Origin of the sequence: Rhodococcus pseudokoreensis, assembly GCF_017068395.1 — a bacterium.
In the GTDB taxonomy this organism is placed as follows: Bacteria; Actinomycetota; Actinomycetes; order Mycobacteriales; family Mycobacteriaceae; genus Rhodococcus_F; species Rhodococcus_F pseudokoreensis.
This window is the reverse complement of record NZ_CP070618.1, coordinates 1-14,008: the sequence shown is the minus strand read 5'-3', so window position 1 is coordinate 14,008 and position 14,008 is coordinate 1. Positions and strand designations below refer to the sequence as shown.

Genomic DNA, 14,008 nt, shown 5'->3' with positions numbered 1-14,008 from the left:
TGGTCCCATGCTCGTGGCAACGAGGTGGTCCCATCACCCTGGCAAGCGACACCTGATCGGTGACGAGCCGGTCGTGGTGATCACCGCCGATGACGATGTCCATCACTCGCCTGACTGCTCGATGAGCGAGGAAGAGTTCGAGCAGAAACTCAAACGCGCCGCCACGCGGAAGGGCCGTCGGCGACGCGAGATCCGCCGACTCGTGCATGTCTACCCGACGCAGCCACGAAGCATTGCGACAGCCCTCGAGATCGTGATGCCTATCAGTCCTCGCACCGTGATGTGGTTCGGGCCTGCAACGGGCTGGGATGGTGTTGTGGAGAGAGAGCGAGTCGTCGGAGCCGAAGCCGACGAGCTGGCAGACAGAATCAACAAGCGCATCACCGAGTACGCCCTGGACGTGGTTGTCGGTCGAGTAGCCGACCAGAAGTTCCGCGCCTTACCGATCCCCGAGCGCACTCCGTTGCTGGTTGTCTGCGGTTCTGACGGAGCCGCGAGAGATGCCGTGATGTCGGTACCCAAGCGTCTCAGGCCCAGGCGGTTGGACCGCAACATCGGTCTCTCCAGTTCAAAGTCATAACGTGCTGCGGAGTCGGGGTGTTGGCGCGGCCTTGCGCGTGGCGCTGGGCTGCCGAGCTTCGATGTCGTGCGGCTGGGGGCCTTGGCCTGATATGTGGCGCGGCGACGAGGGCATATGCGTGGCCGACCCGGTGGTGAGTCGGGTGGCGGCCCCGTATTGCCCGGGTCCACGGTTCACCTGGCTGCCGTATGGCGGTCCGGTGGTGTTTCGCGACGGGAGGCGCAGTCTCTGGTGGGGGCCATGTCAGCGGCTATCGACTCACCCCCGAAGTAGGCGCTGAATCCAGCCCCAGCGCTGCTGCCTTTGACCTCCGGCTGAGGGCGGGACGCCAGCGTGCTGGATCTGCGTTCCGGCGAGTCCGCCGCCCAGGTCGGTGAGCAGCAGCCCGTCACCACGACCCCCTGCTGCTGACCAGCACTCGCCCAGTGGGCTGCCGGCGCCCTCGGTCTCGGCGGATGGGCACAACCGGGTCGGCGAACGCGGGCATTCACACGGCGGCGACCCCGCCGACGACGCGTCAGTTCACCGGGACGGTCCGAGCGGGTTCGACTATCGCGGCCAGGGCATCGACTCCGACCGGTTCGGTGGCCAGCATCGGTACCACTGCGATCCGGTGGTGCGCGGCGGTGATGGCGTCGATCTCACTGTGTTCGGTTGCGGCCCGCCGCCGGAGCAGCTGCGAGGTGGGGTGGGCGACGGTGAGGGAGTTGTTGACCACCCACGCCCACGGCTCGATGCCGGCGCGCTGCAGGTCGGCCTGCAAGCCTTCGGCTTCGAGGCGGGGGGTGGTTTCGGCGAGCGTGACCAGCAGGACCTTCGTCTCATGAGGGTTCTGCAGCCGCATCAACGGGGTGGTGAAATTCGTGTTGTCACCCATCTGCCGGGCGATCTCCCGGTGATACGACCCGGTCGCATCGAGGAGGAGCAGGGTGTGCCCGGTGGGGGCGGTGTCGACGACGACGAACTTCCGCCGGGATTCGTGAATGACCCGGGAGAAGGCCTGGAACACAGCGACTTCCTCGGTGCACGGGGAGGCCAGGTCCTCGGCGAGGGTGGCGCGGCCTTGTTCGTCGAGGGCGGCGCCCTTGGTGGCCAGCACCCGGTCCCGGTACTGCGCGGTGGCGACGGCCGGATCGATGCGGGAGACCTGCAGGCCGTCGAGGTTTCCGGCGAGGGTGTCGGTCAGGTGGGCGGCCGGGTCGGTGGTGGTCAAATGCACCTGGTGGCCACGCTGAGTGAGGGCGACGGCGATCGCGGCGGCGAGGGTGGTCTTGCCGACCCCGCCCTTGCCCATGCACATGATCAGCCCGTGATCGGCGTCGGCGAGTTCGTCGATCAGGGCGGACAGGGACGCGTTCGGCACCTCGGACATGGGGGCTGTGGTGGCCGGCGCGGCAATGGAGTCGGCGTGGGTGAAGAGGCTCTCGAGTGCGCGGATGCCGACCATGTTGGTGGCCTTGAGCTGCACCCGATCGAGCGGCAGGCCGGTCAGGGCTGCGGGCAATTCTGCGAGGGCGGCCTGTTCGCGTCGGTGGATCGCGGCGGCGAGTTCGTCACCGTCCTCCGGTTCGGGGAGCAGGCCGTTGATGACGAGGTGCTGGTGGCTCAGGCCGATGTCGGCGAGTTCGGTGTGGGTGCGGGCGATCTCGGCGAGCGCCGCCCGCTGCGCCCTGGCGACGAGGACTCGCCGGGTGCGCTGCGGATCGGCAAGGGCGGCGACCGCGTCGGCGTAGATGCTGCGCTGTTTCTCGAGCCCGGACATCGGGCCCAGGCAGGAGGCGTCGCCCTTGCCATCATTGAGGAAGTCGGTCCACGAGCCGGGCAGTTGCAGCAACCGGATGGTGTGCCCGGTCGGGGCGGTGTCGAAGAGCACGTGGTCGAACCCTGCGACGGTGTCGTGGTCGGTGAGCAGGGCGGTGAACTCGTTGAACGAGGCGATCTCGGTGGTGCACGACCTGGACAGCTGCTCGGTGATCGACGCCAGTTCCTTCTCCGGCAGCAGCCCGCGCACCGGTCCGACGATCCGTTCACGGTAGGCGTCGGCGGCCTGCTCCGGGTCGATCTCGAGGGCCGAGAGCCCGGGCGCGGCGGCAACGTCGGTGATGGTGTTGCCGATGGTCAGCCCGAAGACCTGCCCGACGTTCGAGGCCGGGTCGGTACTGACCAGCAGCACTGTGCGGCCGGCGCGGGCGAGGTGAATCGCTGCGGCGCAGGCGATCGAGGTCTTCCCGACCCCGCCCTTACCGGTGAAGAACAGGAAGCGGGGCGGGGCGTCGAGAAACTTCATGACAGGCAAAGCCTTTCAGCAGCAGCTGGTTCCGGTGGTGTCGGTGGGGGCGCAGCAGGATCCGGCGTCGGTGGTGTCGGTGACCCCGAGCATCGCGGTCGCGGCCGGTACGACCGGGTCCGGGGTGTCGGTGATGATGCCGGCCCACTTGGCGAGCTGGGTCCGGTCGGGGTAGCGGCCGGTGATCGCGGTGACACCATCGACGAGCACCAGGGGCAGGCCCTCGGATCCGGAGACCTGCAGGAACGCGGTGACGGGTTCACGCTCGGCGAAGGCGAGCGGTTCGCTGGCCAGGTTGAATCGGGCGATGTTCCCGCCCTTCGAGCGGACCCAGTCCATGTCGGCGGAGAAGGTGACCAGCGCCTGGTCGACGTCGTCGCCGCAGACGCCGGTGTTGCAGCACAGGGCGGGTTCGAAAATTTCGATGGTGCTCACGAGCGGGTTCTCCTCGGGTATCAGGGCTGGGTGGTGCGGAGCTGGGCGGCGAGCTCGTCGATGCGGGTGGCGATGTCGTCACGCACCAGGCGCATCCGCTCGATGCCGTCGATACCGCGCTCGGACGGCTCAATGGTGTCCCAGTTCTCGAACCGGGTGCCGTCCACCGGGTCGACGCGGGCTTCGCGGCCGAGGGTGACCACCAGATCGACGTCGCGGACCAGCTGCGGGTCGATCAGCGTCGGGGTCTGCCCGGTGATGTCGACGCCGACCTCCAGCAAGGATTCGGCGGAGAGGGCGTTGACGGCGGCGCCGGGTGTGGTGCCGGCGGAGTACACGTCAACGGCATCGCCGGCGGCCTTGCGCATCAGGCCGGCGGCCATCTGGGACTTGCCGCCGTTCTTCACGCACACGAACAACACGGAGGGCTTACTCACGATGGTCACCCGGGTTCAGGCGGTGGCGGGGACGAGTTCGGCGATCAGCGCTTCGACCTTGGACTTGATCTGGTCGCGGATCGGGCGGACCGCGTCGACGCCCTTACCGGCCGGGTCCTCGAGGGCCCAGTCCCGGTAGCTGATCCCGGGGAAGACGGGGCAGGCGTCGCCGCAGCCCATGGTGATGACCACGTCGGAGGTCTGGACAGTGTCTGGGGTGAGGATCTTCGGGGACTGGGCGGAGATGTCGATGCCGATCTCGGCCATCGCCTCGACGGCGGCGGAGTTGATGGTCTTCGCGGGGGCGGACCCGGCGGAGCGGACCTCGACCCGGTCACCGGCGAGATGAGTGAGGAATCCGGCGGCCATCTGGGAGCGGCCGGCGTTGTGGACGCAGACGAACAACACGGAGGGCTTGGACATGAGGGAAGTCCTTTCGAAAAACGGGTCGGGGACGTCTGGTCCGGGTCAGGCCGGGACGGTGGTGAGTTCGCGCAGCAGAGCCCGGACTCGGGTGTCGAGGTCGTTGCGGATGACCCGCACGACGTCGAGCGGTTGCGCGTCGGGGTCGGCGAGGGCCCAGTCCAGGTACCGCTTGCCCGGGTAGATCGCACAGGCGTCGCCGCAGCCCATCGACACCACCACGTCGGCGGCGGCGACGACGTCGTCGGTCAGCGGCTTCGGGTACTCGGCGCCCAGGTCGATCCCGACCTCGGTCATCGCCAGGGTAACGGTGGGGTTGATCGCGTGGATGGGGGCGGACCCGGCGGAACGGACATGCACCCGCCCGCGGGCGTGGTGGTCGAGCAGGGCGGCGGCCATCTGGGAACGCCCGGCGTTGTGCACGCACACGAACAGCACCTCCGGGACGTCCTTCGGTGCCGCACCCTGTGATTGGGCCAGGGCGGTGAGCCGGTCGGCGGCGAACCGCCCGGCCAAGGTGGTCAGGTGGGTGTGCACCTTGGAGGTGCGCCGCAGCGCGGTGTAGGACTCGAAGACGTACCGCTCCACCGTCTGCGGGGAGAAGACGCCGGTGTAGGTTCGGCCAGGTCTGCGGCGGTGCGCGAGAGGACCGCCTGGGGCATCAGCAGTTCCGGCCCTGCCCGGTGGAGCGAGGGGAACAGTTCCTTCTCGAGCGGGCTGTCGGACATCAGGACTCCTTCGTCACAGATGCAGATTCGGGGGTGAAACCAGTCGAGTGGGTGAAGCGGTTACGGAGCGCCAGGGACACGTAGACCAGGGCGACGAGGACGGGGACCTCGATCAGCGGTCCGACGACACCGGCCAACGCCTGACCGGAGGTGGCGCCGTAGGTGGCGATGGCCACGGCGATGGCGAGTTCGAAGTTGTTGCCCGCGGCGGTGAACGCCAGGGTGGTGGTGCGCTCGTAACCCAGACCCATGGCCGCGCCGAGGGCGTAGCCGCCGCCCCACATGATCGCGAAATACGCCAGCAACGGAATGGCGATGCGGACGACGTCCCACGGCTGGGAGGTGATCTGCTCACCTTGAAGGGCGAAGAGGATCACGATCGTGAACAACAGCCCGTACAGCGCCCAGGGCCCGATCTTCGGGATGAACGTGGACTCGTACCACTCACGGCCCTTGGCCTTTTCGCCGAAACGGCGGGTCAGGTAGCCGGCGAGCAGGGGGATGCCCAGGAAGATCAGTACCGATTTGGCGATCTGCCACGGCGAGGTGTCGATGGTGGTCTGTTCGAGACCCAGCCAGCCGGGAAGGACCGAGAGGTAGAACCAGCCGAGGACGGCGAACATGAGCACCTGGAACACCGAGTTGATTGCGACCAGCACGGCGGCGGCCTCGCGGTCACCGCAGGCGAGGTCGTTCCAGATGATCACCATGGCGATGCAGCGGGCCAGGCCGACGATGATTAGGCCGGTGCGGTACTCGGGCAGGTCCGGCAGCAGCAGCCAGGCGAGGGCGAACATCAGCGCGGGCCCGAGCACCCAGTTCAGGACCAACGAGCCGACGAGGAGTTTGCGGTCGCCGGTGACGGTGTCGAGCCGGTCGTAGCGGACCTTGGCGAGCACCGGGTACATCATGATCAGCAGTCCGAGCGCGATCGGCAACGAGATGCCGTCGATCTCCACCGCGGACACGGCGTCCCCGAGGCCGGGAATCATCCGGCCCAGCAGTAGTCCGGCGACCATGGCGACGCCGATCCACACCGGCAGGAACCGGTCGAGGGTGGAGAGTTTCCCGACGACGGCCGGGTGTTCGGTGGCGGTCTCACTCATGCCGGCACCTCCGTGGCGCACGCTTCGGACGGGACGACGGGTCCGCCCTCGGTGAGCAGCACCGCCGACAGTTGCTGCAGGGCGGAGGGGATCACCCAGTAGTACACCCAGGTGCCGCGGCGTTCGCAGTCCAGTAATCCGGCGTGGCGCAGCACCTTCAGGTGGTGCGAGATCGTCGGCTGGGACAACTCGATCGTGGCGGAGATGTCGCACACGCACGCCTCGCCGCCCGCGTGGGAGGCGACGAGGCTGAGCAGGCGCAGCCGGACCGGGTCGCCGAGGGCCTTGAACATTCGGGCCAGATCCCCGGCCCAGTCCTCGGTCAAGGGTTCGCGTGCCAGGGGTGAGCAGCAGGCACCGCTCTCCGACACCTCTTGTTTCGACATGCTTCGATATTGACAGGAATCAAATCAGGCCGCAAATCGGTAGTCGGTGGACCTGTGTCCGGGTAGGGAGTCGACGATCCCGGCTTGACCTTCGAGTCGAGTCGATGGTTTGCCGTCGGCGTATGGGGTTCTTTCCGCATCTCACAGCTGGCGGAGTGTTCCGCGATCCTCCCGGTGCGCTGCCGGTGACCGAGGACCGATGCGGACTACCGTTTGCGTGCGGTGACGAGAAGGTATTCGGCTTCGTAGTGTGTCCGACCGGGCGCATCGGCCCGATTCCATGCGGTGAGGAACTGCAGGAAATCCTGTTCGAGGTGCGCGATCCGATCCGGGTCCGCGGCGTTGTGGCGGTAGACGGCGATCGTCGGGCCGTAGTTGCGTTTCCAGAACTCCCGGAATTCGGTCGGGTTGGCGAAGCGGTCGATCACGAGCGACTGGCGGTGCGCGTCGAGGGCGGTCACCCGGTCGCCGAACAGGTCGCGGATGTGTTGCTCGTCGCCCCACAGCGGCGGCGGGTTCGCACCGGGCGGCGGGGGCGGTGCGTAGGGTCCCATGGTCTTGAACAGGTTGCCGATCAGGCCCTGCGGTGTCCAGTTGATCATCGCGATGGTGCCGCCGGGCCGGCAGACTCGCAGCATCTCGTCGGCTGTCCGCTGATGGTGCGGCGCGAACATTGCTCCGACGACCGAGATGACGGCGTCGAAGCTGTCGTCGTCGAACGCCAACGCCTCTGCGTCGGCCTCGACCCAGTCCAGCTCGACGCCGCGCTGGTCGGCGATCGCTCGCCCGGCGACGAACAGTTCCGGTGTCAGGTCCGACGCGACGACGGTGGCGCCGCGCGCGGCAGCCGGGATCGCGGCGTTGCCGCTGCCGGCGGCCACGTCGAGCACCCGCTGGCCGGAGCGGATATCGACTGCTTCCACGAGCACCTCGCCGAGGGTCGGGATCAGCTCGGCGGCAACGGCCGGGTAATCGCCGGAGGCCCACAGCGCCCGGTGCTTGGCCTTGAGCGCGCGGTCGATGTCGATGTGGGTATCGGTGGGAATGGTGGTCATGAAAGTTTCCTCGTCCTCGATGGATAGCCGGGATGTCGGCACACCTATAGACGCCGGCCGGTCCGGAAGGACGCACCCGAGCTGATGTCGGCGGGGCCGGCGCCCGTCGGTGCGTACCGGGCCAGTCGAAGGCACCGGAGTTCCGACGGTGCGGCGTCAGCCGAGAGTGAGCTGGGCGCGGTGGAAGTCGAAGTGCTTACCCGGATACCGGTAGACCTGTTCGAGGGTCATGGTCTCGGTGAACAGCGGATCCCAGCGCACCGGAAAAGCCATGCTGCGCAGCAGGTTCGCCTCCGTTTCCCGGGCGAGGGAGCGTTGCAGATTCGCGATGACGCGGTCGCACTGGCGGCCCATCCGGCGGCGATCGAAGACGGTGGCCGCCGCGCACGAGCCGAGGTAATTGACCTCGTGGAACGCCGGCGTGGCGGCGTCCAGTCCGCGGGCGAATCCTCGGCCGACCCGGTCCGGCAACCGGGAGAACACCCGGACCAGGATCAGCAGTCGGCGCACCACCATGTAGCCGAAAACCATGTGGAACAGCAGTTGTTCATTGGTCCAGCGGGTGCCGGCGGAGCGTCGATCGAAATCCGCTGCGGTGGCGCGGCCGAGGATTTCGTGCAGCGTTCGGCGGGCGCGTTCGAGGTCGGCGGCGATCTCCTGGCGGTCGACGGGTGGCGGCTCGGACATGATGCGCCTCAGTCGGTTCCGGGTTACCCGGCGACGGGGCTGCGGCGTTCGAGGAAGACGGCGTCGCGCCAGATCCCGTCGAGCTGGGCGATGCGCTCGCGCACCCCGAGGGTGCGGAACCCGGCGGAGTGGTGCAGAGCGATGGAAGCCCGGTTCTCCGGGAAGATCGAGGTCTGCAACGTCCACAGCCCGGCCTCGTCGGCGGCGATCACCTGGGTGCGCAGCAAAGTCTTCCCGACCCCGCGCCCGCGCATCCCGTCGGCGACGTAGATCGAGTTCTCGGCCACCCCGGCGTAGCAGTCCCGCCCGGACACCGAGGACAGGGCGGCCCAGCCGACCACGACGCCGTCGATTTCGGCGACCCACCGATGCCCGTCGAGCCACTGGGTGTCCAACACCTCGTGGGCGGGGACCTCGGTGGTGAAGGTGGCGATGCGGGTGGCGATTCCCTCGCCGTAGATTCGGCGCACATCGTCCCAATCCTGCTCGGTCATGGCGCGAACCACGACGTCGTCGGGGAGGTCGTCCGGGCAGCACGGGCGCGGGGTGAGCACACCCATCACCGCGTCGGCGGCGTGCGGGAGACCGGTGCAGCAGGACGGGTTGACCGTGACGACGGTGCTGGTGCCGTTCTTGTGTACCGAGACGAACCCGACGTCGGCGAGCTTGCGGACGTGATGGGAGACGGTGGGCTGACCGATCTCCAGCGCCGAGGCGAGATCGCCGACCGTGATCCCGGCCGGGCGGGAGGCGACGTGGTGCAGCAGCCGCACCCGGGTCGGGTCGGCCAGGCAGGCGAACCAGCCGGCGTAGGTGACCGCGTCCTCCGGCGCCAACGCATCCACCTGCTCGGCACCGGGGGCGCGGACGACCGGCATGTCCAGGGAAGTCATGCCCTTCACTATATCGATATCCATCGATGGTTGCATTAATCGACGCACATCGATACTCTTCGATCTCAATGGATCGATGAACGTCGATGAAAGGATTATCCAGATGAACACCTTGCCCGTAGTCGTCGTAGGCGCCGGCCCGATCGGCCTCGCAGCCGCGGCACAATTGCGTGAGCGCGGCCTGACCCCGCTGGTCTTCGAACGCGGCCCGGTGGCCGGTGCGGCGATCTCCGAGTGGAACCACGTGCGGCTGTTCTCCCGCTGGGGTGAGCTGATCGACCCCGCCGCCCGCCGCCTGCTCGTCGCCACCGGCTGGGTGGCCCCGGACGACGAGGCGTACCCAACCGGCCAGGACTGGACCCGCGACTACCTTTCGCCGCTGGCCGCCGCCCTTGGCGACATCGTGCAGCTGGGCACCGAGGTGGTCGGCGTGGCCCGCCGCGGCCGGGACCGGGTCGTCGACGCCGGCCGCGACACCGAACCGCTCTCGGTGCACCTGCGCCGCGCCGACGGCACCGCGGACCGCATCCTCGCGCAGGCCGTCATCGACGCCTCCGGCACCTGGACCACCCCCAATCCGCTCGGCGGTGAAGGTCTGCCCGCACTCGGCGAGAAGTCCGCGGCCGACCGGATCGAGTACCGGGTGCCGAACATCGACGACCCGAAGGTGCGGGATCGGTACGCGGGCAAGCACATCGTGATCGCCGGCAGTGGGCACTCGGCGCTGACCGCCATCGTCGCGTTGGCCGATCTGGAGAAGCAGGCGCCGGGTACCCGGATCAGCTGGGTGCTGCGCCGCGGCGACGCCGGCTCCGCCTTCGGCGGCGGCGAGGACGATCAGCTGCCCGCCCGCGGCGCCCTCGGATTGCGCGCCAAGGCGGCGGTCGACGACGGGCTGTTGCAGGTGGTTCCCGGATTCCGCACCGCAGCCATCGAGTCCCACGGTGAGCGGGTGGTGTTGGTGTCCGACACCGGCGCCCGGATCGAGGACGTCGATCGGGTGGTGGTGCTTACCGGGTTCCGGCCCGATTTGTCCTGGCTCTCGGAGATTCGCCTGGGCCTGGATCCGGTGCTGCAGGCCCCGACCCAGTTGGCGCCGTTGATCGATCCGAACGTGCATTCCTGCGGCACTGTCTACCCGCACGGGGTCGCCGAACTGTCGCATCCGGAGCCGAATGTGTTCCTGGTCGGGATGAAGAGCTACGGCCGCGCCCCGACGTTCCTGGCGATGACCGGGTACGAGCAGGTCCGCAGCATCGCGGCCGCCCTGGCCGGGGACCACGACGCCGCCGCCCGGGTCGAACTCACGTTGCCGGAGACCGGAGTGTGCGGCGGCGCCGGGGTGTTCGACGACGCCGACACCCCTGCCGACACCGTCGACGCCGAGGAAGCACCCGCTGGGTGCTGCCCCGCACCGGACCTGGCGCTGATCAGTCTCGCCACCCGCGCGGGCCGATAACCGATGACGGACACCAGGACCCTGCCGCAGACCGCGTCTCTCGACGGGACCGGTCTGCGGCGGGTCCTGGCGGTGCTGTGCCTGACCGAGATCACCAGCTGGGGCATCCTCTACTACGCGTTTCCGGTGCTCTCGGTATCCATCTCGGCCGATACCGGGTGGTCGCTGCCGCAGATCACCGCCGCGTTCTCGATCTCCCAGCTCGCCGCAGCACTCACGGGCATTCCGGTGGGGCGGATCATCGACCGGATCGGCCCACGGACGGTGATGACCGCCGGCTCCGTCCTGGCCGTTCCGTCCCTGCTGGTGGTGGCGGCGGCCCCGAGTCTGCCGATCTTCTACGCCGGCTGGATCGCGGCCGGGATCGCGATGGGCGGCGTGCTGTATCCGCCGGCGTTCGCGGCGCTGACCCGCTGGTACGGCGGCGGCTACGTCAAAGCGCTGATGATCCTGACCCTGGCCGCCGGGCTGGCCAGCACCGTCTTCGCCCCGCTCACCGCCGCGCTGGTCGACCGGTATGACTGGCGCACAACCTATCTCGTCCTCGCCGCCGTCCTTGCCGTCGTCACCGTGCCTGGGCACCTGCTGGGGTTGCGTGGGCGGTGGCCGCGCCCACCCACCCCAGTGGGGGACCATCCGGTCGATCACCGGGATGCCTCTCGCAGCCGCGCGTTCCTCGCCCTCGTCATCGCACTGAGTCTCGGGGCGTTCGCCGCGTTCGCCGGGGTGTTCAACCTGGTCCCGTTGCTGATCGAGCAGGGCTTCTCCCCGTCGCTGGCGGCCCTCACCCTAGGGTTGGGCGGTGCCGGGCAGGTCCTCGGCCGCCTCGGCTACCTTCCGATCGCCGCCCGCACCACCGCCCGCACCCGGATCGTGGTCATCCTCGCCGCCACCGCCGCCAGCACCGCATTGCTCGGGATCGCCTCCACCACCATCGCGTTGATTTCGGTGGCCATCGGGGCCGGGCTGATCCGCGGGATCTTCACCCTGATCCAGGCCACCGCGATCACCGACCGATGGGGCGCCACCCACTACGGACGCCTGAACGGGCTGATGTCCGCCCCGGTCGTCATCGTCATGGCCCTGGCCCCGTGGGCCGGAACCGTCCTGTCGGCGTGGACCGGCAGCTACGCCCGCACCTACCTGATCCTCGCCGCCCTCGCCGTGGTCGCGGCCCTGATCGGGGCCGCCAGCATCCCGCATCACCGCAAGGCCGACATCGCCGCCTGACACCACCTGGGATTGGAGTGGCAACGGACGCTGTCGTCGGCGTCGCTGCGCGGGGTGGACCGCGACGCCCACCACCTGGTGAGCAGGCTCGCCGGCGTCCGATAGAGAGCTGATTCGGCGGTGGGCGCGTCCAACGCGAAGTTGCTTCGTCTGAGGAAGCGGACTCTCATCCAGAACCGGGTGAGAGCACACCCTTCTTCGAGAGGAACCCTGCGATGACCACGCACCCGACTACCCGCCCGGCCGGAGACCACCGCGGGGGTGCGAGATGACCGCCCCTGCCGTCCTCGTCGAGGACCTGCACGTCGCCTATGGCACAACCTGGGCTCTCGACGGCGTCGACCTGGAGGCTGCCGCCGGGACCACCCTCGGGGTCCTCGGCCACAACGGTGCCGGCAAGACCACCCTGATCCGCACGTTGACCACCCTGGTGCGGCCCACCGTCGGCCGCGTGCAGATCGAGGGTCTCGACGTCGTCGCCGCCGCCGACCAGGTGCGCCGCCGGATCGGGGTGACCGGCCAATACGCCGGGCTCGACGAATTCCTCACCGCCCGGGAAAATCTGGAACTGATCGGCCGCCTGACCGGGCTGCGCCGCACCGCCGCCCGCGTACGGGCCGACGCGCTGATCGACCGGCTCGGATTGGACGAGTACGCCACCCGGCGGGTCGGGGAACTCTCCGGCGGCTCGCGCCGCCGGATCGATCTGGCCGCCAGCCTCGCCGGCTCTCCGTCGGTGCTGTTCCTCGACGAGCCGACCACCGGCCTGGACCCGATCGCCCGCACCGGGCTGTGGGACGTCGTCGACGAGCTCACCGACGCGGGCACCACGGTCGTGCTCACCACCCAGTACCTCGAGGAAGCCGACCGGCTCGCCGACCACATCGTGGTCCTGAGTCGGGGCCGGGTCGCCGCCCGCGGCACCCCCGCCGAGCTGAAACGGATCGTCGGCGGCAAGGTCGTCAGCGCGACCGTCCCCGCCGGTCAGCTCGCCGCGCTGCCGTTCATCCCGGACGCCGACCGGGTCGACGCCGACCGGGTTCGGGTGTCGGTCACCGTCGACGACGCCCCCACCGCGACCGAACTGGTCGCTCACCTGCACCGCGGCGGCATCGAGGTCACTGACCTGGACGTGACCTCCCCGAGCCTCGACGACGTCTTCACCCACCTCGCCCACACCCCCGGAGCCCACCGATGACCACCATCCGCACCACCACCACCACCGCCCAGGTCGGGCGTCCCTCGGCCGTGGACCAGCTCGCCGCCCTCACCGTCCGGAACCTGCGCACCAGTGCCCGCGTCCCGCAGTTGCTGATGTTCTCGCTGACCATGCCGATGGCCATGTTGGTGCTGTTCAGCCAGGTCTTCCGCAGCGTCGCCGCCGGACCCGGTTTCCCGGCCGGGGTCAGCTACATCGTCTTCCTCACCCCGGCCATGCTCGCCGTCTCCACGGTGATGGCCGGCACCAACGCCGGCGTCTCCGCCGCCATCGATCACACCAACGGCCTGCACGACCGATTCGCGGCCCTGCCGATGCGGGCGGCGTTGCCGGGGGTGGCCCGCACGATCAACGAGGCCGCGTTCACCCTGGCCCGGGCTGCGTTGCTCGGGATCGCGGCCGTCGCTTTGGGTTTCGAGTTCCACGGCACCGCCGTCGATGCCGTCGCCGCGGTCGTGGTGCTGGTGGTGCTCGCGGGGGCGATGAGCGCGCTGTTCGGGCTGATCGGGGACCGGCTGCGGCGGCCGGACGTGGTGCAGTTCGCCGGGATGATGGTGATGATGCCGCTGATGTTCGTCTCGAGTGCGTTCGCGCCGATCGAGACCATGCCCGTGGATGCAGGCCATGGCGACGGTGAATCCGGTCGCGCACGCCACCGACGCCCTGCGCGGGCACGTGCTCGGCACCGCCACCGCTGGTGACACCAGCCGCGGCCCTGTCGCGGGCGATCGGGTTGTGGGCGGTGGTCACCGCCGTCCCCGTCCTCACCCGTCTGGTGCGGTCGTACGCACCCGCTGACCGCGACACACCCGCCCCGTCCTTCACCGAAGGATGGGGCGGGTTCTTCTGTGTGTGCTGTCCGTCTGGCTCGGGCACTCTTTCCGGCCCCTACCCCAATACAGAGGGGGTAAGGGCTAGGAGAGTGCTGTGGTCAGCGGATACGCCCGGTGCGGCGGCGACGGCGCTCATGCGGCGGCGTCGAGCAGATGCAGTTCCTCCGCCACGATCAGATCGACCTCTTCGTCGTCAGACCCGAAAACAATGTGTGGGTCAGCATCGCTCTCACCTCCTCACCGCGCTTCT

13 protein-coding genes and 2 pseudogenes are annotated in these 14,008 nt (G+C 69.1%); 5 read left to right on the top strand and 10 right to left on the bottom strand.

Going from position 1 to position 14,008, the window contains the following annotated elements; translation table 11 throughout:
* Nucleotides 1-7 precede the first annotated feature (7 nt).
* Nucleotides 8-580, top strand: coding sequence for a hypothetical protein (locus JWS13_RS04690; protein WP_206004731.1), 573 nt, complete (start codon nucleotides 8-10; stop codon nucleotides 578-580).
* Between the two features lie 517 nt (nucleotides 581-1,097).
* Here JWS13_RS04690 and arsA read toward each other — a convergent pair.
* The 10 genes and pseudogenes from arsA to JWS13_RS04640 all read right to left on the bottom strand — a co-directional run bounded on the left by arsA (nucleotide 1,098) and on the right by JWS13_RS04640 (nucleotide 9,017).
* Nucleotides 1,098-2,867 (bottom strand): arsenical pump-driving ATPase, encoded by a 1,770-nt coding sequence (gene arsA, locus JWS13_RS04685; protein ID WP_206004730.1) that lies wholly within the window; start codon nucleotides 2,865-2,867, stop codon nucleotides 1,098-1,100.
* Between the two features lie 15 nt (nucleotides 2,868-2,882).
* Nucleotides 2,883-3,302, bottom strand: a complete 420-nt coding sequence (gene arsD, locus JWS13_RS04680; RefSeq protein WP_206004729.1) for an arsenite efflux transporter metallochaperone ArsD — start codon at nucleotides 3,300-3,302, stop codon at nucleotides 2,883-2,885.
* Nucleotides 3,303-3,322: 20 nt separating this feature from the next.
* Nucleotides 3,323-3,739, bottom strand: coding sequence for an arsenate-mycothiol transferase ArsC (locus JWS13_RS04675; protein ID WP_206004728.1), 417 nt, complete (start codon nucleotides 3,737-3,739; stop codon nucleotides 3,323-3,325).
* Nucleotides 3,740-3,754: 15 nt separating this feature from the next.
* Nucleotides 3,755-4,162, bottom strand: coding sequence for an arsenate reductase ArsC (locus tag JWS13_RS04670; protein WP_206004727.1), 408 nt, complete (start codon nucleotides 4,160-4,162; stop codon nucleotides 3,755-3,757).
* 45 nt (nucleotides 4,163-4,207) lie between these two features.
* Nucleotides 4,208-4,890: pseudogene (locus JWS13_RS04665) on the bottom strand (arsenate reductase/protein-tyrosine-phosphatase family protein).
* Complete coding sequence (gene arsB, locus JWS13_RS04660; protein ID WP_206004726.1) at nucleotides 4,890-5,996, bottom strand: ACR3 family arsenite efflux transporter; 1,107 nt, start codon at nucleotides 5,994-5,996, stop codon at nucleotides 4,890-4,892. The pseudogene JWS13_RS04665 and the gene arsB overlap by 1 nt, the downstream one beginning before the upstream one ends.
* Complete coding sequence (locus JWS13_RS04655; RefSeq protein ID WP_206004725.1) at nucleotides 5,993-6,382, bottom strand: ArsR/SmtB family transcription factor; 390 nt, start codon at nucleotides 6,380-6,382, stop codon at nucleotides 5,993-5,995. Before JWS13_RS04655 ends, arsB begins: the two co-directional genes overlap by 4 nt.
* Nucleotides 6,383-6,588: 206 nt before the next feature.
* The gene (locus JWS13_RS04650) at nucleotides 6,589-7,437 is read right to left on the bottom strand and encodes a class I SAM-dependent methyltransferase (protein WP_206004724.1); all 849 of its coding nucleotides are present in this window, start codon (nucleotides 7,435-7,437) and stop codon (nucleotides 6,589-6,591) included.
* A gap of 156 nt (nucleotides 7,438-7,593) precedes the next feature.
* On the bottom strand, nucleotides 7,594-8,124 hold the full coding sequence (locus tag JWS13_RS04645) for a DinB family protein (RefSeq protein ID WP_206004723.1): 531 nt from the start codon (nucleotides 8,122-8,124) through the stop codon (nucleotides 7,594-7,596).
* A gap of 23 nt (nucleotides 8,125-8,147) precedes the next feature.
* Nucleotides 8,148-9,017 (bottom strand): helix-turn-helix domain-containing GNAT family N-acetyltransferase, encoded by an 870-nt coding sequence (locus JWS13_RS04640; RefSeq protein ID WP_206004722.1) that lies wholly within the window; start codon nucleotides 9,015-9,017, stop codon nucleotides 8,148-8,150.
* A 103-nt stretch (nucleotides 9,018-9,120) separates the two neighbouring features.
* Between JWS13_RS04640 and JWS13_RS04635 the strand changes: the two genes are divergently transcribed.
* The 4 genes and pseudogenes from JWS13_RS04635 to JWS13_RS04620 all read left to right on the top strand — a co-directional run.
* Nucleotides 9,121-10,476, top strand: a complete 1,356-nt coding sequence (locus tag JWS13_RS04635) for an NAD(P)-binding domain-containing protein (protein WP_206004721.1) — start codon at nucleotides 9,121-9,123, stop codon at nucleotides 10,474-10,476.
* A gap of 3 nt (nucleotides 10,477-10,479) precedes the next feature.
* Nucleotides 10,480-11,706: an MFS transporter gene (locus tag JWS13_RS04630; protein ID WP_206004720.1), complete on the top strand. Its 1,227-nt coding sequence runs from the start codon at nucleotides 10,480-10,482 to the stop codon at nucleotides 11,704-11,706.
* A 268-nt stretch (nucleotides 11,707-11,974) separates the two neighbouring features.
* Nucleotides 11,975-12,904, top strand: a complete 930-nt coding sequence (locus JWS13_RS04625) for an ATP-binding cassette domain-containing protein (protein ID WP_206004719.1) — start codon at nucleotides 11,975-11,977, stop codon at nucleotides 12,902-12,904.
* Nucleotides 12,901-13,709, top strand: a pseudogene (locus JWS13_RS04620) (ABC transporter permease); the annotation flags it as partial. The gene JWS13_RS04625 and the pseudogene JWS13_RS04620, both read left to right, overlap by 4 nt.
* Nucleotides 13,710-14,008 lie beyond the last annotated feature (299 nt).